Genomic DNA, 17,423 nt, shown 5'->3' on the forward strand with positions numbered 1-17,423 from the left:
GAGGCGGCGTGGCGCCGCTACAAGCGCAAGCACAATGGTCGTGAAGCGAGCCCTGGCCGAACCGGCCCAGCGCCCCAACCAACCGTCGTCGCAGGCAAGGCGCGGGACGGGCTACGCGACCTTGACCGAGCGCGCCTATCACGAACTTGAAGAGCTGATCGTCACGCTGGAATTGCCGCCAGGCACGGTTCTGTCGGAACAGGTCTTGGCGCAGCGACTCAATATCGGCCGCACGCCGATCCGCGAAGCGCTGCAGCGTCTGGCGCGCGACGGGTTGGTCGTCGTGCTGCCACGTCGCGGCATTCTAGTATCGGCGATCAATCTCGAAACGCAGCTACGCCTGCTCGAAGTGCGCCGCGAGTTAGAGCGGCTGCAGACTCGCCGCGCGGCAGACCATGCAACGCAGGACGAGCGCACCGATTTCGCCGACCTTGCGCGCGACATGCTGCGCGCCGCCAGCGACAATGACGACAAGGAGTTCATGCGCCTCGATCAGCGCTTCAACACGCTGGTCAGCCAGGCGGCGCACAATGAATTCGCCGCACGCGCGATGGGGCTGATGCACGGTCTGTCGCGCCGTTTCTGGTACCAGCATTACCAGCAAGTCGCCGATCTGCCGCTTGCGGCGCGGCTGCATGCCGAAGTCGCCGACGCGATTGCGCGCAAAAATGGCGACGAAGCAGCGAACGCGTCCGACCGGCTGGTCGATTACATCGAAAGCTTTGCGCGCCAGACGATTGGTTAGTTACGACGCCAGCCGCACCAGCGTTTCGGTCAGCGCGCCGTCGGGCGCGGCCAGCGCGTCCAAAATCGTGAAGTGATTGGCGCCGTCGAGTTCCTGCACCGGCAGATCGTTGGCGGCTGCATAGGCAAGCGTCTGATCGTGCACCAACGGCAATTCGGCGCTGCCGACCGCCAGCGCCAACGGTGTTTGCGCGCGCGGCCGGTGGATCGGCGAATTGCGCCGCGCCGCCGCTTCGTCGAGCTGCAGCTTGTCGTTCAAGTAGGAATGACGAATCGGTTCAAGATCGTAGATGCCGCTGATCGCCAAGGTGCCGTAGACGCTGGGCCGATCGCTGACCGTTACCGCCAAATGCCCGCCGGCTGACCAGCCGCCGAGAAATAACGGTGCGCCGAGCTCGCGATCGAGCAGATCGAGCGCGCTGCGCACCTCGCCGACGATCGCATCCAGACTTGCATCGGGCGCCAGCGTGTAGCCGACAAAGGCAGCGTTGAATCCGCGCGCCAACGGTCCTTCGGCCAGGAAATAGAAATTCTCGCGGCTGCGTGCCTGCCAGTAGCCGCCATGCACGAACACGAAGAGCGGCGCGCCAACGCGTTCGCCGAACAGGTCGATACGGTTGCGCGGCGCCGGCCCGTAGATAAGTTCGCGCGTGCTGCGCAGGGCGCGTCCGCGCTGGTCCCAGCCGGCCAGAATCTCGCTGCTATTCGCGACCGCTGCGCTGTTGTTCAAGCCACGATCGAGTTCGTCGCGGCTGAGCCTGCGCCAATCAAGCGTCATGCCGGCAAGAAACCACGTCGGCGTGCCCAGTCGAGTCCCGCGCGCGTGTCGTTGCGCGGCCGGTATTCGCAACCGATCCAACCGTCATAGCCGACCGCGTCGAGATGGGCGAAGACCGTGTCGTAGTTGATCTCGCTCGGCTCGGGCTCGTTGCGATGCGGCGCGCCCGCGATCTGCACATGCGCCATCACGTCTTTGCAGCGATCGATCCCGTGCAGCAATTCGCCTTCGGTGCGCTGGCGGTGATAGAGGTCGAATTGCAGGCGCAGATTTGGCAATCCAACCTGCGCCACCACCTGCAGCGCCGCGTCGGTATGTTCGACGTAATAGCCGGGCATGTCGTTGCGATTGATCGCTTCGATCGTGATGTTGATTCCGTAGGGGCGCGCCGCCTCGGCTGCGTGCGCGAGGTTGGCGAGATAGGTCGCGTGCAGCCGGCCGGGGTCCACGTCTTTTGGCACGATGCCGGCCATCGCATGGAGATGCCGGGTACCGAATGCTGCGGCGAGGTCGAGCGCGCGCGTGACGCCGTCGCGAAACTCGGCTTCGCGCCCGGGCAAGGCGGCAATCCCGCGCTCGCCCGCATCCCAGTCACCCGGCGGCAGGTTGAACACGACCTGCGCCAAATCGTTGCGATGCAGCCGCGACAGAATTGCGTCGGCGGGATGCGCATAGGGAAACAGAAACTCGACGCCGGTGAAGCCGCATGCGGCCGCGGCATCGAACCGGTCGAGAAAATCGAGTTCGGGAAACAGGAAAGACAGGTTGGCGGCGAGGCGGATCATGTCGGCGGCTTGAAGTTGCGCGTTGCCAAGGTGAGGTAGATCGCTGCCTGGTCACGATCGCCGAGATGCTGCTCGACCGCTTCGGCAAACAGATCGCGTGCGACTTCGGCGGTCGGCAATTGCAGGTCACCGGCTGCGATCAGCACGTTGTCGAGATCCTTCAACTGCGTCGCGATATAGCCGCCCGGTTCGAACTGGCCGTCGAGCATCCGTTGACCATGCACGTCGAGCACGCGGCTGTTGGCAAATCCGCCGAGCAAGGCTTCGCGCGCCGCACGCACATCGGCGCCGCCGCGTTGGAGCAGCAGCAATGCTTCACCAACCGCGGCCAAGGTGACGCCGACAAGCAGCTGGTTCGCCAGCTTGGCTAGTTGGCCAGCGCCGGTTGGGCCGACATGCAACGGTTTTCCCAGCGCGCCCAGCAGGGACGACCATCGTGCGAACGCAGCGCCGTTGCCGCCGACCATGATCGACAGCGTCCCGTCGCGCGCGCCGATCTGGCCGCCGCTGACCGGCGCATCGAGAAAGAAGCAATCCTGCGCCTCCAGCTTGGCGGCGTGTGCGCGTGCGGTGTCGGGTCGGACCGAGCTCATATCAATCACGGTCGCGCCTGTAGGCAGTGCGGGCAGAATCTCGTCCAGCACGGCTGCGACTGCATCGTCGTCAGAGAGCATCGTAATTGCGACTTCGCAGGACGCGACCGCATCGGCGGCCGAGTCGGCGACCTTGGCGCCGGCACGTTCCAGCGCGGCCGTTTTGTCGCGCGTCCGATTGTATACCGTGACTTGGTGTCCCGCCTGGACCAGCCGCAGCGCCATCGGCGCACCCATCAGACCCAACCCAAGTACCGTAACGCGTAGGCCGCTCATGCTTTTTCCCGCAGATTCGCCGACGCTGCCGTCGCGAAGCGTTTCACAACTTTGCTGGAGCCGGCCCGAAAAATAACAGTTTGGCAAGAAAGGGAGGCCTCTGATCGCGCGCGATGCAAGTCGACAATTCCGCTCGCGCTGGCGGCGCCCACTCCGCGCCGGACATCCGCAACATGCTGGCCGCAGGCTCAAGCCGCGTGCTCGATTGCTGCACCGTCGCGCAAGCGATTGCGGCAATCGAACCCGGCACCGAAACGCCCGGCCCTCTTCTGTTCCAGACCCCGGCGCTGAACACGGCTGTTCTGATCAAGGCGCTGCCGCCCGATCACCGATTCGTCGATTCGCGCGGCCAGCCGCGCACCCGGGTCGGCACCAAGATCTACGTGCCGTTCGACGGTCGCCGTCTTGCTGACGGCGGGCAAACCACCTTTTTCGGCACCAAGCAGTTTCAGTCGGCGATGGCCGGGCTGATCGATCTCGACCAGGCTGCCAAGCGCGCCGCCTTCGAAAGCGACTGCGCCAAGCTGGTGATGCTCGACAAGCTGCCGTCGCTGGCGCCGTTCTTGCTGCGCGATCGGTTGGAGCTGTCGAAGATCGAAGTCGACCGCCGCTACTATCAGCTGCCGGAAGATGAGTGGAAGCTGATCTGCTCGTTCATCCGCGCCGAGTTCGCGCGCATCGTTGACGCGATCCTTCCCGACCAGCGCAAGGCCAACCAAGAGAAGTTCGACCGGCTGCTCGACAAATTGTGGGCGCTGTCGGACGTCGCTGGTCTCGAAGAGCTGGCTGACGCGTTTCAGATCCCGCGCAGCGATTGCCTCGACACCTTCTATGCGTGGAAGGGCGTCATCTATTTCAAGTTCGAATTCGCGCGCGCCTGGCCGACGATGCAGCCGTGCTTCGAATGGCTGAAGGCCAACGCCGAACTGCCGCAGATCGCCGATCCCAAAGCGCGCCAGGGCATGCAGGCGGTGCTGCGCGACGTCTATGGACGTCTGGCGCTGGCGGTCAAAGACGTGCGCGAGCGCGTGAAGAACTACGAGAACTCGTTCGAAGCCTTGTTCGGCGACAAGGGCGATCCGCGCCCGTTCCTGGCTTTCCTCAAAGATGCGCAGGAACAATTCACCGTGATCGGTCTGTCGCTGGCCCGGGCGCAGCATATGGTCGAAGTCTGGAATACGCGCAGCAGCTCGTATCCTGGCCGACGCATGCCGGGCGGTGCGATCCGCGATCTGTTGGCCGCGCTGGTCGACCTGTCGCGCGACGAGAACTAGGCAACAAAAAACGGGCGCATCTGGATGCGCCCGTTTCTGTTTCGCTGATTCAAACTTAGTTGCCGTAGCGTTCGCGGTAGTAGGAACGCTCGTTGTTGTTGTCGATGCGATCGGCACGACGTTCGGCACGCCACGCTTCCTGCGCCGAGATATCACCGCGCTGATAGGCTTCGTCGACCCGTTCGCGATAGCCACTCGTGTTGTAGCCATAGCCGCGATCATACGGACCGGCGGCGCAGCCCATCAGCGGCAGGCCGAACAAGGCCACCAGGGCCGCCTTCTTCCACAGTCGATTCATGTCGCTTCCTCCTGCCCCTAGTAACCGGGCGCGGCAGGGCGCGTTCCGTATGGCCGCTGCGCGGGCCAAATTCCTCAGGCAGCCAGGCTCTTCAGGTACTTCATGCCGGTGTCGCACATCACGGTGACGATGGTGGCGTCGTCGTCCATCTGTTCGGCGAGACGCAGCGCGGCTACGACATTGGCGCCGGTCGAGGTGCCCGCGAACAGACCTTCTTCACGCGCCAGCCGCAGCGTCATCGCGGTTGCCTCCTCGGTCGATACCGCAAAAATCTGATCGGCGACGTTGGCGCGCCACAACGGCACGACGAAGCCAGCCCCGACACCGTCGATTTTATGCGCGCCGGTCCTGCCGCCCGACAGAACCGGTGACTCGCCCGGTTCGACCGCAGCGATCCGGATGCGCGGATTGTGCCCGCGCAACGAGTCGCCGATCCCACGCAGCGAACCGGCCGTGCCGACGCATTGCACGAACGCGTCGATCTGGCCGCCGGTCTGCATCCATATCTCGTCGCCCATCTTGCGATAGGCGCGGAGTTGATCGGTGTTGTTGAGCTGGTCGGTCCAGAAGCAGCCGTGCCGTTCCACGATTTCGTGCGCGGCTGCAATCATGTCACGCGTCAATTTCTCGGTCATGCGACCGCCATTGCTGGCCAGCACGGTCAGCTCGGCGCCGAGCAGGCGCATATGATCGATCTTCTCGCGCGCGAACGCGTCCGAGGTCACGATATGCAGCGGATAGTTCTTCACCGCGCAGACCAGCGCCAACGAAACGCCGGTGCTGCCGCCCGTATATTCGGCAACCGATCCATCGGGGCGCAGCCGTCCGTCTGCTTCGGCGGCTTCGATCATAGCCAGCGCCATGCGGTCTTTCATGCTGCCGGTCGGGTTTTCGCTTTCCAGCTTCAGCAGAATGCGCGCACCGCCGGCGACGCGCCGTAGCGGCAGCAGCGACGTATTGCCGATGCTTTGCAGGATCGTCTGTGTGACGGTCATGACGCGGGTTCGATTGCGGCAAACAGATAGCGGTCGAACCAGCCCGGAAAATCGCGCACGAAATTCTTGCTGCCTTCGATCGCAAGTCCGGCGCGCCTTGCGTTGGCGAACGCCATGTCGCCGCGCCACCACGCCACCAGCGCGTGTAACGGCGCGCGGATCACGACTGCTTCCGGAAAGCCGGGATTGTGCGTGCACAGCGACGCTTCGCTTGTCCGCAGCAACAGGAAGTGCGGCTTGTGTTTGCGAATGTCGAACCGCACCACGACCGGATCTTTGGGAATCGCGTCGAAGCGCACGCGCCGCTGCATGTCGATCAGCAACGGTTCGAGATCGAGATCCTCGTCGCTTGCAACCCGCGGCAACCAGCGTTGTCCCCAAGTGCCCAGCGCGCTGACCAGGTTGAACAGCTCCTTGCCCGACTCGGTCAGGTCATATTCGGGCCCGTACGCACCGTCGCTGCGGGTGATGGCGCCGGCGAAGACCAGCGCCTGCAACCGTTCGGACAGAACGGTGCGCGAGATGCGCGGGATGCCGCGCCGTATGTCGTTGAAGCGGCGGCTGCCGCACAGCAACTCACGCACAATGAGCAACGTCCAACGCCCGCCCAACAGATCGTGGGCGCGCGCAACCGAACAAAACTGACCGTACCCTGCCATGGCGAAACCCTAGCAGGGCGCCATGGGCAAACGCAGTCCGGAATCTGGACCTGCTTCCCTGCCTTGGCCCGGGGCGGCACTATTCTGCGATGGACCGGATCGACGCCATGAAAGTCTTCGTCGCTGCACTCGACGCGGGAAGCCTCGCGGGGGCTGGGCGGACGCTCGGCAAATCGCCGGCCGCGGTCAGTCGTGCCATCGCGTTTCTCGAAGCGCATGTCGGCGCCGAGCTTCTGCATCGCACGACACGTTCGATCAAACTCAGCGAGGCAGGCGAGCGGTACGCAATCGCATGCCGCCGCATGCTCAGCGATCTCGAAGAAGCCGACATGATCGTGGCCGGCGAACGATCGGCGCCGCGCGGCCTGTTGTCGATTACCTCGCCGGTTGCGGCGGGCGAAGACGTCTTACGACCGATCATCGACGCGTTCATGGACGAATATCCGGCCGTAAATGTGCGTCTCTATTTGCTGGACCGGCCCGCGAGCTTGATCGACGAGGGAATCGATCTCGCGCTGCGCATCGCGCATCTAGCCGATTCGACTCTCATCGCGGTCCGGGTCGGCGAGGTGCGCCGCGTCGTTGCTGCCGCGCCGCGCTATCTCGCGACCGAAGGCACTGAACCAGGTGTCGATCGCGTCACGGCCGAACAGAAGGCCGCAATCTACAAAGGCGTCACCCAGGTTCTGTCCGATGTGCTGAAGAAGCCGCCAGAATGGACCTGGGTGGTGTTCCAGGAAGTCGAGTTGGAAGATTGGGGTTGGGGCGGTGTGCCGGTCGCAGCCTATCGCAAACAAATGCAACGTACGTCCGGCTAAGCTCAGGCAAAGGAGTCGTGCCGATGTCCAACCAACTGCTCGACTTGCTGGGAATTGATCTGCCGATCATCCAGGCGCCGATGGCGGGCGTGTCGTCGCCCGCCATGGCGGCTGCGGTCGCCGGCGAAGGTGCGCTTGGATCGATCGGCGTCGGCGCGACCGACGCCGCCGGCGCGCGCGCAATGATCGCGTCGGTGCGCGAACGCACCAACCGGCCGCTGCACGTCAATCTGTTCTGCCATCAACCGGCGGTCGCGAATCCCGTCGTCGAATCGGCTTGGATCGAACGATTCCGTCCCGAATTTGCCGCGTTGGATGCGACGCCGCCGCAAACGCTGCGCGAGATCTACCGCAGCTTTGCTGAAGACGATGCGATGTTGGCGGCGCTGCTGGCCGAACGTCCGCGCGTGGTCAGTTTTCATTTCGGCCTGCCGCCGCAAGACCGCGTGCAGGCACTGCGCGATGCGGGCATCGTGCTGCTCGCATCGGCGACCAGCCTGCATGAAGCGCGGCATCTTGCAGCCAGCGGCGTGCACGCGATCGTTGCGCAAGGCTACGAAGCAGGCGGCCATCGCGGCGTGTTCGATCCCGACGCGCCGGATGACCGGCTGGGTACGATGGCGCTGACACGCATTCTGGTGCGCGAAATCAATCTGCCGATCATTGCAGCGGGCGGCATTATGGATGGCGCCGGCATCACCGCGTCGTTGCGGCTTGGCGCAGCGGCGGCGTTGCTCGGAACCGCTTTTGTCGGGTGCGACGAAAGCCTCGCCGACAGCGGCTATCGCGCCGCGTTGTTCAGCGATGCTGCGCACCACACGACCATGACGCGTGCGATTTCAGGCCGGCTTGCGCGCTGCCTCGCCAATCGCTTCACGCGACGCAGCGCAGATATTCCGGTGCGCGACATTCCCGCCTATCCGATCGCCTACGATCTCGGAAAGTCGCTGCATGCAGCGGGCAAGGAAAAAGGCGAATTTGGATTCGGCGCGCAATGGGCCGGGCAGGGCGCACCGCTGGCGCGCGCGATGCCGGCGGCGAAGCTGGTCGCAACCTTGAAAGCAGAAGCGGGGCTGTAAGCGCCGGTTAGATTGCCAGCGTGCCGGTACTGTCGCCGACGCGGTCGAGCTTGACGCCGAGCTTGTGCATCACGGTCAGCAGCAAATTGGCCATCGGCGTATCTTCGCGACAGGCCAGATGCGTCTCGCTACGCTCCTCGCGGAGCTTCAGGAGACACCCTTCGCTGTATGATGGTGTGGCCTGCCACCCGAAGCTGCGCAGCAGCGAAGGGTGGCGTCCCCGAGAGGATTCGAACCTCCGACCCTCGGTTTAGGAAACCGATGCTCTATCCGACTGAGCTACGGGGACTCAAAGCCAGGCGGGCGTTTGTCTAGCAGGAAAGCCGTGATCCGTCAGCTTCTGGCGCCACGCGCCGCTTCCGTCAGCGGACGTAGATATGCACTTCCGGACCGGTCGCGGTGCCGCTGCTGCGGGTGCCGGTGGTGATCCGGTCGCGCGCGACGCCGGCATCGACCAGCACTTTCACGACGCCGTCGATTTCTTTCTGGGCCGCGGCGCGGGCCTTGTCGGTCGCTTCGCCCTTCTTGCGCGGCGCAACCGCATCGACCTGGAACTTGGCGCCCGGCACGCGCGTCAGCGCTTCCTTGGTCACCGTGGTCAGCTGCGGTCCATACGCAACATCGGGACGATCGAAGCGAATCACGACCAGCGGACGTTCGGTCTTCTTTTCCGGCGCCGGCGTTGCAGCGGCGGTTCGCTCGGCAGCCGGCGCAGCAGCGGCGCTGCTGGTGACCGCGGCACCCGGCACCAATTCGCCGCGCTGGATCGAGACCTGCAACGCCGCGAGACGTTTGCGTTCGACACCGATCAACTGCGTCTGGCGCGCGACGTCGGCGTCGACTTCGCGATTGAGGCGCGCCAGCTGCACCACCAACCCGTTGGTCTCGTCTTCGACTTCGTGCAGCAGCGCGTGATCTTCTTCGACCGCGCCCGACAGGGTCAGCGTGCGGCGCGTCTCGCCGAGAATCGCAGCAGCGCGCTCGCCGGTGCGGCGCACGTCGTCGGCCAGGGCGCGCACGCGCGTCTGGTCGCCTTCGACCGCGTCGAGTCGTGCGGTCGCATCGGCTGCGGCAGCGACCAGGCGGGGATTTCCTTTGGGCGTGCCGACCTGCAGGCGCGACACGATCGACGCGGTCGCTGCCTGATAGGCGGCTTGATCGGTGAGTGCCTGGCCGCGGGCCGCTTCCAGCGCGGCGCGTTGCGTACGGACCTGGGTCTGCACGTCGGTGGCCTGCGCGCGCAATTCGGCGGCCTTGGCGCCGATTTCGGTCTGGCTCGGCGGCGTCACGGCGCGTGCCGTATCGGCCTGCGCCACGCGCAATTGGCTCGACGACGCAGGCGCGCCGGTCGCGCCAGAGCCGTTTGCAGGCTGGGTGCAGGAAGTGAGAGCGACGAGGCTCGACAAAGCGACCAGGCGAAGCGGCGCGCGCGGGCTCAAGCGTCTATCCCTCATTGGCGCTCCGCGGTTCTCGCATCATCTTATTTCGGAGCCGTCCTGGAATGGCAGCGTCAGGCGGATCCGTCAATGATCTCGGGGGTTTCGGGGTGCGGCGTCGCGGTCATGCCGTGGCGACTGGGGCGGCCTTGCAACGCTGGAACGCTTGGACTAGGTTCCCGGCCTTCCGGCGGTACCCCCGCCCGAAAAAGCGCCCGTAGCTCAATGGATAGAGCATCTGACTACGGATCAGAAGGTTGGAGGTTCGAGTCCTTCCGGGCGCGCCATTTCCCGTTCGACACATCATCTGTGTAAGTGCGGCCGGCCCTGTCGCTAAAATGCGATCCATCGGGCCGACCAGCACCCGGCGCGAATCACGCCGCATCCATAATTCGGCCGGCGCCGAACTGACTTCCGCCACAGCACCGCCCGGTCATGGCAGAAGTCGCGAATGACTCGCTCCGTCAAACTGACCGACTACGCGCTGCTGCTGCTGCTCGCGACGCTGTGGGGCGCGTCCTACAGTTTCATCAAGCTGGGCGTGGCGACGATTCCGCCGGTGACGTTCATCGCCGCGCGCACCTTGATCGCAAGCGCGCTGTTGCTGGTGGTGATGCGGCTGCGCGGCGTGCCCTTGCCGCGCGATCCCCGCATCTGGCGCTTCTTCGTCGTGCAGGCAGTCTTGAACAGCGTGGTGCCGTTCACCTTGATTGCCTGGGCCGAACGTTCGATCGATGCGGGTCTGGCGACGATCCTCAATTCGACCACGCCGATTTTCACCTTTCTGCTGACCTGGGCCGTGACGCGGCACGAAGCGGTGACCGCGCGCAAATTGTTCGGCGTGGTTGCGGGCATGGGCGGCATCTGCCTGATCATCGGACTCGAAAGCCTTGCACAGGCCGGCAGCAATCTGGTGCCGCAACTCGGCGTCGTGATCGCGACGATCTCCTATGCCTGCGCGGTCATCTTTGCGCGCAACTTTCAAGGGCACGATCCGATGGTGCCGGCGGCGGGCTCGATGTTGTGCGGCGGTCTGCTGCTGGTGCCGCTCAGCCTGCTGATCGACCAACCTTGGAGCCTGACTCCGTCGACGGACTCGGTGCTGGCGCTGCTGGGCTTGGCGGTGTTCTCCACCGCGCTTGCCTTCACGATCTATTTTCGCCTGATCCATGTGCTGGGGTCGGTCGGCACTGCGGCACAAGCCTATCTGCGCGTGCCGGTTGGCGTTGCGATCAGCATCGTGTTTCTCGGCGAGACGATGCGACCGACCGCTTGGATCGGCCTCATCTGTGTGGTCGTGGGCGTCGCTGCAATGACCCTGCCGCGAAGGCGGCCAAGCACGACATAAATTGCTCGCGGCGCTAGGCATGCGCGCCCATGATGGGCGCATGACAAAACTCCTGGTTCCGGTTCTGCTTGGTTCGGTGCGGAGCGACCGGCAGGGCATCAAGGCGGCGCACTATATGATGCGGCTGCTGAGCGCGCGCGGACACGAACCGGTGTTGGTCGATCCGCTGGTCAAGCAGCTTCCGCTGCTCGACCGCATGTACAAGGAACATCCCAAAGGCGAAGCGCCGGCAGTGCTCGAAGAGCTGGCTGATCTCTATCGCCGTGCCGATGGATTCCTGATCGTGACCGGCGAATACAACCAGTCGATTCAGCCGGCGCTGAAAAACCTGCTCGATCATTTTCTCGAAGAATATTTCTGGCGCCCGTCGACGATCGTTTCCTATTCGGCAGGGCGATGGGGTGGCGTGCGCGCAGCGATCGCGTTGCGCACGGTGCTGTGCGAACTCGGCATGCCAAGCCTGCCGTCGGTTCTCTCGATTCCATCGATCGGCCGTGCACTGTCGGACGACGGCGTGGCGAACGAGCCCTGGATCGACAAAGCCGCCGATCGCTTTCTCGCCGAGTTCGAATGGTATGCGGGCGCGCTCAAGGACAAGCGCGCCAAGGATGCGCCGCCCTACTGAAATGGTCGCGCGACACTGAAACTGTCGCTAGCCTTGCGCGAGCCACGCTATGACACACGCGGCACGGCATGGGCGGGTGTGAATGGACGATTTCGGCGGCGCGCTGATCAAGATCTGCGAGATCATCTGGCTCAACATCATTCTCTCGGGTGACAACGCCGTTGTGATCGCGATGGCGTGTCGTGGTCTTCCTGCCGCGCAGCGCCGGACCGGCATGGTGTTGGGTGCTGGTGTCGCGGTGCTGCTGCGCATCGTCTTTACCGTCGTGATCGCGACCTTGCTCACGACGCCGTTCCTGAAACTGCTCGGCGGCCTGTTGTTGCTGTGGGTCGCGGTCAAGCTGCTGACCGATCAGAACGACGAGTCGCACCTGCAAAGTCCGGATCGCATCTGGAGCGCGGTGCGCACGGTCGCAATCGCCGATGCGGTGATGAGTCTCGACAATGTGCTGGCGATCGCCGCAGTGGCGCAGAATTCGATGGCGCTGCTGATCCTCGGCCTCGCGATTTCCATTCCGCTGATCGTTGCGGGCGCGTCGTTGATCATGCGACTGCTCGACAGGCTGCCGTTGTTGGTCTGGGCCGGCGCAGCCCTGCTCGGCTGGATTGCGGGCGACATGATGATGACCGATCCGGTTTTGCTGTGGCGCCTCGATCCGACGTTGGTTGCAAGCGCGGAACTGCCCGCGGCCGGACTTTGTGCGCTGCTGGTTCTGGCAATCGCTGTGTTGTTGCGCCGCCGGTCGCGCGGCGAATTCTCGTCTGGCGTGTAGCTTTTCGCGCATCACGTCCGGAACCTGCCTGGACCTGCGCCGCAAGATCGGGCGACATGGTTGCGCCCGCAAAGCAGGGCAAAGAAAAAGGCCTAAAGGGGAAATGCCGATGAATCGTCGACAGGTTCTGTGCGCGCTGGTGGCGCTGCTATTTGCGCTGCCTGCTGCGGCTGCTGAATTCAAATCCGACCGGATTGTCGTGACCGTCGAAGGATCAGGTCCCGACGTCGTGCTGATTCCCGGCCTGACGTCGTCGCCACGCGTATGGATGTCGACGGTGCAGGCGATGCCCGGCTATCGCTATCACCTGGTGCAGCTGCGCGGCTTTGCCGGTCTGGCTGCTGAAGGCAACGCGCAAGGTCTGGTGACCGCGCAGTCGGCCGAAGAAATCGCGCGCTATATCAGCGAACAGAAATTGAAAGCGCCGGCGGTCGTTGGTCATTCGATGGGCGGCACGATGGCGATGATGATCGCCGAACGTCACCCGGCCGACGTCGGCAAGGTGATGGTCGTCGACATGATGCCGTTCATCGGTGCGCTCTTCGGCCCGCCCGGCACCACGGCGGAAAGCGTCAAGCCGGCCGCCGACCAGGTCAAAGCCAGTCTCGAAGCATCAACCGGCGACGCGCGCAAGGCGCGGATCGAACAAACCATCGCGGGCATGATGAAAAACGAAAGTCAGCGCGCCTTCGCCATCCGCGATGGAATCGACAGCGACCCGGGTGTCGGCGCGCGCGCAATGCACGAGCTGATCACCACCGACCTGCGTCCCGATCTGACCAAGATCAAAGTGCCGATGACGGTGCTGTATGTGAAACAACCCGGCATGCCGCTCACCGACGAGCAGCTCGACGGATTTTACAAGGCGTCCTACGCGCCGGTGCCGCAGATCAAATTGATGCGCATTCCGGACAGTTATCACTTCATCATGCAAGACGCGCCGCAGCGTTTCCAAAGCGAGCTGAAAACCTTCCTCGCATCGTAACAACAGGGGCCGGTCTCGCAAGCGACCGGCCTTTTTGTTATAGCGGGGTATGTCCGAACTTCTTCCCCCGTCGATCGAGAACGTCATCGTGCCGCGTGCACGAGACATTGGTGGTTTTGAAGTGCGGCGCGCATTGCCGCACCAGCATCGGCAAATGGTCGGCCCGTTCATCTTCTTCGATCAGATGGGGCCGGCGCGCATTCAGCCGGGCCACGGGATCGACGTGCGGCCGCACCCGCATATCGGTCTCGCGACCGTCACCTATTTGTTCGAAGGCGAAATCCTGCATCGCGACACGTTGGGGTCGGTGCAGAAGATCCGGCCCGGCGCGATCAACTGGATGACTGCCGGGCGCGGCATCGCGCATTCCGAGCGCAGCGACCTGACTTGGCGCGAAAAGGGCGGTCCGGTCTGGGGCATTCAGACCTGGGTCGCGCTGCCGAAAGCGCAGGAAGAAACCGAACCGGATTTCGTGCATTACGCCGACGCGACCTTGCCGGTGTTCGACGCCGACTCGGCGCGGCTGCGCGTATTGACGGGAACGTTCGCAGGCGTGACCTCGCCGGTCACGACCTTGCACGACACGTTGTATGTCGACGTGCAGCTTGGCGCTGCGTCGCGATTCCAGATTCCGGGCGACGCAGCCGAAGACCGGGCGATCTATGTCGTCGACGGCACGATCGAAATTGGCGGCGTCAAATTCGAGTCCGGCCAGATGCTGCTGTTGCGTGCCGGCGACGAAATCATCGTCGATGCAGCCGGTGCCAATGCGGCGCGCATTCTATTGTTGGGTGGTGCCACCATGGATGGGCCGCGGCACATCTGGTGGAACTTCGTCTCGTCGTCGCAGGACCGGATCAACGCCGCCAAAGCCGACTGGAAAGCGGGCAAGTTCGGACAAGTGCCGGGCGAGACCGAATTCATCCCGCTTCCGGAGTCGTAATCTCGTCTTTCCCTTCGCGCTGTTCGCTGGCGCGGTCGGCAAGGTCGATCAGGTCACGGCGCAAGGTTTCGGCGGCGAACGACAAGGCCAGCACGCCCGGCGCGTCGTTCAGCTTCGCAATCACCGTATCCAGCGCGGCGTAGTCGCCGCCGCGTTCACCGGCGCGTAGCCGCGCGGCTTTGGCGTGCAGCGCGTCGCGTGCAGCGGCTGCGGCCTCGGCGACCAGATCGGCGGGCAGCGCGCTCAATTGATGCGCAACGCGATCGAGAATTGCGACGTCGCTGCGCAGACGACGCACGGTGCGCACGATCGGTGTCGGGTCGGGTGCCGGCGTACCCACCCCGATCCGTTCGCGTTTGGCTTCGGTCGTTGCCGTGCTGAGCGCGGTGAGGCCGGCGCGCACCTTGGCTTGCAGCTCTTCGATGAAGGCGAGATCGCGCGGGCTGGCGAGATGCGCCGCTGCGAGATCGCCCAGCAACGCAACCGTGTCGGCTGCATGCACCAGCAATTGGCGCGACGCGTGGGTCGGCAGAAAGGTCAAACTGACCAGCACGCCGATGATCGTACCCAACATGATTTCGGCGATACGTTCGCCGGCGGCAAGGAACGGCGACTGGCCCGGTGTCGTCGCCAGCAACACGATCACCGCCGTAACCGGCGCAACGCGAAAGGTCGCGCGCTTGGCTGCGATCAGCGCCAGCGGTGCAACGGTGAGCGGCAGCAACCAGCCGAGCGAGAAAGCGTAGGTGATGTACGCCCAGGCAGCGACGGCGCCGACCACGGCGCCCAACATCGTGCCCAGCACGCGATCGATTCCGGTTGCGATACTGCCGCCCAGACTCGCCTGCACGACAAGCAGCGCGGTGATCACCGCCCACCAAGCTTGCGGCAGATCGAATTGGACCGCGACGAACCAGGCCAGCGCGGTTGCAGCAGCGACGCGAGCTGCCAGGCGCAACCGGTCACGCATCAGTCAACCTGCAGCCAGACAGGCCAACGCAGTCCCAGATGTTGGCGCTGCGCGCGCGCCGCCGGCTCGCCGCGCAGATCGAGCTGATCCAACGGCACGACAAGTTCGCCTGGCTGGATCGGCCGCGTGAAAATGAAGCGCGTGTGATCTTGCCAAGCGGTGGCGTGAATCTCGCGACCGCGCAACAGGCTGGCGCCGTCTTTGGTAACGCCGACCAGATCCCAGCTCGGACTGTGCAAGGTCGCGCCGTCGAGGTCGATCGCGTCGGCCTTGTCGCCCGCCAAGGTGATGCGCAGTGCGGCTTCGTCATGCGCCACTGCGACCGGCACGTTGCGCATATGCCAGCCGGCGCAGCCGACCACGATTGCTGCCAGCAATGCAGCAAGTGCGGGCGCGGCACGTCCGTTGCGCGCCGCTGCAAAAGGTGTCGCGACCGCCAACAGCGCGAAATACGGGTAAGTCCATTTGAGGTAATGAACGAGCCCGTAGCGAAACAAGTTCGCGGGCGTCAGGTCGTTGAACGCGGCATAGGCGAGTACGTGCAGCACAAGCGCGACTGCGATTGCCGCCAGCGCGTTCGATCCCGCAACCAGCGCCAAGGCGCAGCCAGCCAGACCGAGAAACAGCCACGGCTCGTGCGCCAACATGGTTTCGTGCGGCAGGCCGAACGACGAACCATCGGTCCACAGTGCGACGAACTTTCCAATCGCCGTCGCGGGCGACAGGCCCGGGCGCGATCCGTCGGCAAGCCGGTAATAGTCGCCCAACGCATTGCCCCAGACCGCAAGATCGAACGCGACCAAGGCCAGCACCGGCACGAGCGTGCCGAACGCAAGCTTGGCCAGCGTATCCAGGCGCGGCGCTTCGGCGTCGCGCAGCAACGACGGCAACCGCACCAGCACGAGAAAGGCCGCCGGCATCGCATCGAGCGGGCGTGTTGTCGCCAGCAGGCCCAGCAACAGTCCGATCACGATCGGCCGCACGCGTGCAGCGGCGCAGCTTGCGTAGATCAGCAACGCAACCAAGGTCGCCGCCGGCGTCGTCGTCCACGGCACGACCCAATGTTCGACGATCGGCCGCGCGCATACGGTCGCAACGAACAGCGTGACCGCGACCACGGGCGCCACAAACCGTTCGGCGGTGCGCACGAAGGCCAGTGCGAAGACCAGAAAACAGAGCAGGTCGACAGGCTGGAAGGCGAAGGTCGGCGACACGCCCAGCTTGATCGCCAGCGCACCCAGCGCGGGATAGAGCGGCGGATAGAAAAACCCTTTGGGATCGATCGCACCGCGCGCGATCTGCAGCGCCTGATCGAGATAGTGCGACTGGTCGAACCAAACCGTCCAACCCGGTGCAACGCCGCGCGGCAGACCAGGATGCGCCAGCAACAACACGACCCACAGCGCCGCCAGCGGCAATAGCAGCCAGGCGGCGGGAAAGGTTTCGCGTTCTTCGCGTTTCATGCGCGGGCCAGATCCTCTGCTGTGTCGAGATCGCGCAGCACGCCGGGATCATCGATCTCGATGCGCAGTAGCTTGTCGCCCAACGAGTCGAGGAGCGCGCGTGCGCCTTTGTCGCCGGTAAGTTTCATCGTCGCGTCGAACAAGCTCCGCCCCAACAGAACCGGATTTCCCGGCTGGCCGCGATAGAGCGGTTGCACCGCGTCGTGCAGCGCCGGATCGAACGCATCGATCAGCGCGTTCAAGGTTGCGACCTGCACATACGGCATGTCGCCGAGCAGCACCAACACGCCGTCATGGTCGGGCGGGACTTCGCCCAAGCCCGCGGCGAGCGAGCGGGACATGCCGTCGCTCCAATGGCTGCTGAGCACGGTGATGACTTCGAAATGCGCGTAGGTCTCGCTGACGCGCAGCGAGTCGTTGCCGACGACGACGATGATCGGAAGCGCCTTCGACTTGGTCGCGGTTTCGACCGTGCGCGCGATCATAGGCACGCCGCCGACCGGTGCAACAAGCTTGGTGGTGCCGGCCCGGCGCGACGCACCGGCGGCAAGAATGAGTGCGGCGATCGACGGCATGGAGGCG

Annotated in this window: 19 protein-coding genes and 2 tRNA genes; 10 read left to right on the forward strand and 11 right to left on the reverse strand. The window is 64.5% G+C overall.

Features of this window, described 5'->3' with window-relative positions; all coding sequences use genetic code 11:
• Positions 1 to 40: 40 nt before the first annotated feature.
• On the forward strand, positions 41 to 745 hold the full coding sequence (locus TMPK1_RS17910) for a GntR family transcriptional regulator (RefSeq protein ID WP_420244747.1): 705 nt from the start codon (positions 41 to 43) through the stop codon (positions 743 to 745).
• Here TMPK1_RS17910 and TMPK1_RS17915 read toward each other — a convergent pair whose 3' ends face one another.
• Genes TMPK1_RS17915 through TMPK1_RS17925 form a run of 3 tightly spaced genes read right to left on the reverse strand, consistent with a single transcriptional unit; the run spans position 746 to position 3,413 of the window.
• Positions 746 to 1,522 carry an alpha/beta hydrolase gene (locus TMPK1_RS17915; protein ID WP_420244749.1) on the reverse strand — a complete coding sequence of 259 codons (777 nt, stop codon included), beginning with the start codon at positions 1,520 to 1,522 and terminating at the stop codon, positions 746 to 748.
• Complete coding sequence (otnI, locus tag TMPK1_RS17920; RefSeq protein WP_420244751.1) at positions 1,519 to 2,307, reverse strand: 2-oxo-tetronate isomerase; 789 nt, start codon at positions 2,305 to 2,307, stop codon at positions 1,519 to 1,521. Before otnI ends, TMPK1_RS17915 begins: the two co-directional genes overlap by 4 nt.
• The gene (locus TMPK1_RS17925) at positions 2,304 to 3,413 is read right to left on the reverse strand and encodes an NAD(P)-dependent oxidoreductase (RefSeq protein ID WP_420244753.1); all 1,110 of its coding nucleotides are present in this window, start codon (positions 3,411 to 3,413) and stop codon (positions 2,304 to 2,306) included. The genes otnI and TMPK1_RS17925 overlap by 4 nt, the downstream gene beginning before the upstream one ends.
• Here TMPK1_RS17925 and TMPK1_RS17930 point away from each other — a divergent pair.
• Entirely contained in the window at positions 3,350 to 4,450 is a 1,101-nt protein-coding gene (locus TMPK1_RS17930) for a hypothetical protein (RefSeq protein WP_420245697.1), read from the forward strand. The two genes, TMPK1_RS17925 and TMPK1_RS17930, sit on opposite strands and share 64 nt — an antisense overlap.
• A gap of 55 nt (positions 4,451 to 4,505) precedes the next feature.
• On the opposite strand, the gene TMPK1_RS17935 is transcribed toward TMPK1_RS17930, so the two are convergent.
• The 3 genes from TMPK1_RS17935 to TMPK1_RS17945 form a co-directional block, all read right to left on the reverse strand.
• The gene (locus tag TMPK1_RS17935; RefSeq protein WP_420244754.1) at positions 4,506 to 4,748 is read right to left on the reverse strand and encodes a hypothetical protein; all 243 of its coding nucleotides are present in this window, start codon (positions 4,746 to 4,748) and stop codon (positions 4,506 to 4,508) included.
• A gap of 74 nt (positions 4,749 to 4,822) precedes the next feature.
• Positions 4,823 to 5,743: a PLP-dependent cysteine synthase family protein gene (locus tag TMPK1_RS17940; RefSeq protein WP_420244755.1), complete on the reverse strand. Its 921-nt coding sequence runs from the start codon at positions 5,741 to 5,743 to the stop codon at positions 4,823 to 4,825.
• A complete protein-coding gene (locus TMPK1_RS17945; protein ID WP_420244757.1) occupies positions 5,740 to 6,402 on the reverse strand; it encodes a winged helix-turn-helix transcriptional regulator in 663 nt (220 codons plus the stop codon). The genes TMPK1_RS17940 and TMPK1_RS17945 overlap by 4 nt, the downstream gene beginning before the upstream one ends.
• 107 nt (positions 6,403 to 6,509) lie before the next feature.
• Here TMPK1_RS17945 and TMPK1_RS17950 point away from each other — a divergent pair, with 107 nt between their 5' ends.
• Positions 6,510 to 7,220, forward strand: a complete 711-nt coding sequence (locus TMPK1_RS17950) for a LysR family transcriptional regulator (RefSeq protein ID WP_420244758.1) — start codon at positions 6,510 to 6,512, stop codon at positions 7,218 to 7,220.
• Between the two features lie 23 nt (positions 7,221 to 7,243).
• A complete protein-coding gene (locus tag TMPK1_RS17955) occupies positions 7,244 to 8,299 on the forward strand; it encodes an NAD(P)H-dependent flavin oxidoreductase (RefSeq protein ID WP_420244759.1) in 1,056 nt (351 codons plus the stop codon).
• Positions 8,300 to 8,511: 212 nt separating this feature from the next.
• Here TMPK1_RS17955 and TMPK1_RS17960 read toward each other — a convergent pair.
• Positions 8,512 to 8,588: transfer RNA gene (locus TMPK1_RS17960), tRNA-Arg, on the reverse strand.
• A 73-nt stretch (positions 8,589 to 8,661) separates the two neighbouring features.
• Positions 8,662 to 9,738: a hypothetical protein gene (locus tag TMPK1_RS17965; protein WP_420244761.1), complete on the reverse strand. Its 1,077-nt coding sequence runs from the start codon at positions 9,736 to 9,738 to the stop codon at positions 8,662 to 8,664.
• A 208-nt stretch (positions 9,739 to 9,946) separates the two neighbouring features.
• Here TMPK1_RS17965 and TMPK1_RS17970 point away from each other — a divergent pair.
• The 6 genes from TMPK1_RS17970 to TMPK1_RS17995 all read left to right on the forward strand — a co-directional run bounded on the left by TMPK1_RS17970 (position 9,947) and on the right by TMPK1_RS17995 (position 14,408).
• Positions 9,947 to 10,022 (forward strand) — tRNA-Arg (locus TMPK1_RS17970).
• 164 nt (positions 10,023 to 10,186) lie between these two features.
• Positions 10,187 to 11,083 carry a DMT family transporter gene (locus TMPK1_RS17975; RefSeq protein ID WP_420244762.1) on the forward strand — a complete coding sequence of 299 codons (897 nt, stop codon included), beginning with the start codon at positions 10,187 to 10,189 and terminating at the stop codon, positions 11,081 to 11,083.
• A 40-nt stretch (positions 11,084 to 11,123) separates the two neighbouring features.
• Positions 11,124 to 11,708, forward strand: coding sequence for an NADPH-dependent FMN reductase (locus TMPK1_RS17980; protein WP_420244763.1), 585 nt, complete (start codon positions 11,124 to 11,126; stop codon positions 11,706 to 11,708).
• Positions 11,709 to 11,790: 82 nt separating this feature from the next.
• Entirely contained in the window at positions 11,791 to 12,480 is a 690-nt protein-coding gene (locus TMPK1_RS17985; protein WP_420244764.1) for a TerC family protein, read from the forward strand.
• Positions 12,481 to 12,589: 109 nt separating this feature from the next.
• Complete coding sequence (locus TMPK1_RS17990; protein ID WP_420244765.1) at positions 12,590 to 13,465, forward strand: alpha/beta fold hydrolase; 876 nt, start codon at positions 12,590 to 12,592, stop codon at positions 13,463 to 13,465.
• A gap of 49 nt (positions 13,466 to 13,514) precedes the next feature.
• Positions 13,515 to 14,408, forward strand: a complete 894-nt coding sequence (locus TMPK1_RS17995) for a pirin family protein (protein ID WP_420244767.1) — start codon at positions 13,515 to 13,517, stop codon at positions 14,406 to 14,408.
• Here the strand turns inward: TMPK1_RS17995 and TMPK1_RS18000 are convergent.
• The 3 genes from TMPK1_RS18000 to TMPK1_RS18010 are packed head-to-tail and all read right to left on the reverse strand — an operon-like array spanning position 14,386 to position 17,416.
• Positions 14,386 to 15,378, reverse strand: coding sequence for an FUSC family protein (locus tag TMPK1_RS18000; RefSeq protein ID WP_420244769.1), 993 nt, complete (start codon positions 15,376 to 15,378; stop codon positions 14,386 to 14,388). The genes TMPK1_RS17995 and TMPK1_RS18000 overlap by 23 nt on opposite strands.
• Positions 15,378 to 16,841: a hypothetical protein gene (locus TMPK1_RS18005; protein WP_420244771.1), complete on the reverse strand. Its 1,464-nt coding sequence runs from the start codon at positions 16,839 to 16,841 to the stop codon at positions 15,378 to 15,380. The genes TMPK1_RS18000 and TMPK1_RS18005 overlap by 1 nt, the downstream gene beginning before the upstream one ends.
• Positions 16,838 to 17,416, reverse strand: coding sequence for a nucleotidyltransferase family protein (locus TMPK1_RS18010; protein ID WP_420244773.1), 579 nt, complete (start codon positions 17,414 to 17,416; stop codon positions 16,838 to 16,840). Before TMPK1_RS18010 ends, TMPK1_RS18005 begins: the two co-directional genes overlap by 4 nt.
• Positions 17,417 to 17,423: the final 7 nt, after the last annotated feature.

The organism is Roseiterribacter gracilis, from assembly GCA_018332375.1.
Lineage (GTDB): Bacteria > Pseudomonadota > Alphaproteobacteria > BOG-932 > Roseiterribacteraceae > Roseiterribacter > Roseiterribacter gracilis.

Bases quoted from the DNA above. Each gene is read 5' to 3' on its own strand.
- TMPK1_RS17980 (WP_420244763.1), top strand. From the start codon at position 11,124: ATGACAAAACTCCTGGTTCCGGTTCTGCTTGGTTCGGTGCGGAGCGAC.
- TMPK1_RS17990 (WP_420244765.1), top strand. From the start codon at position 12,590: ATGAATCGTCGACAGGTTCTGTGCGCGCTGGTGGCGCTGCTATTTGCG.
- TMPK1_RS17945 (WP_420244757.1), bottom strand. From the start codon at position 6,402: ATGGCAGGGTACGGTCAGTTTTGTTCGGTTGCGCGCGCCCACGATCTG.
- TMPK1_RS18010 (WP_420244773.1), bottom strand. From the start codon at position 17,416: ATGCCGTCGATCGCCGCACTCATTCTTGCCGCCGGTGCGTCGCGCCGG.
- TMPK1_RS17955 (WP_420244759.1), top strand. From the start codon at position 7,244: ATGTCCAACCAACTGCTCGACTTGCTGGGAATTGATCTGCCGATCATC.
- TMPK1_RS17915 (WP_420244749.1), bottom strand. From the start codon at position 1,522: ATGACGCTTGATTGGCGCAGGCTCAGCCGCGACGAACTCGATCGTGGC.
- TMPK1_RS17940 (WP_420244755.1), bottom strand. From the start codon at position 5,743: ATGACCGTCACACAGACGATCCTGCAAAGCATCGGCAATACGTCGCTG.
- otnI (WP_420244751.1), bottom strand. From the start codon at position 2,307: ATGATCCGCCTCGCCGCCAACCTGTCTTTCCTGTTTCCCGAACTCGAT.
- TMPK1_RS17930 (WP_420245697.1), top strand. From the start codon at position 3,350: ATGCTGGCCGCAGGCTCAAGCCGCGTGCTCGATTGCTGCACCGTCGCG.
- TMPK1_RS17935 (WP_420244754.1), bottom strand. From the start codon at position 4,748: ATGAATCGACTGTGGAAGAAGGCGGCCCTGGTGGCCTTGTTCGGCCTG.
- TMPK1_RS18005 (WP_420244771.1), bottom strand. From the start codon at position 16,841: ATGAAACGCGAAGAACGCGAAACCTTTCCCGCCGCCTGGCTGCTATTG.
- TMPK1_RS17950 (WP_420244758.1), top strand. From the start codon at position 6,510: ATGAAAGTCTTCGTCGCTGCACTCGACGCGGGAAGCCTCGCGGGGGCT.
- TMPK1_RS18000 (WP_420244769.1), bottom strand. From the start codon at position 15,378: ATGCGTGACCGGTTGCGCCTGGCAGCTCGCGTCGCTGCTGCAACCGCG.
- TMPK1_RS17995 (WP_420244767.1), top strand. From the start codon at position 13,515: ATGTCCGAACTTCTTCCCCCGTCGATCGAGAACGTCATCGTGCCGCGT.
- TMPK1_RS17975 (WP_420244762.1), top strand. From the start codon at position 10,187: ATGACTCGCTCCGTCAAACTGACCGACTACGCGCTGCTGCTGCTGCTC.
- TMPK1_RS17985 (WP_420244764.1), top strand. From the start codon at position 11,791: ATGGACGATTTCGGCGGCGCGCTGATCAAGATCTGCGAGATCATCTGG.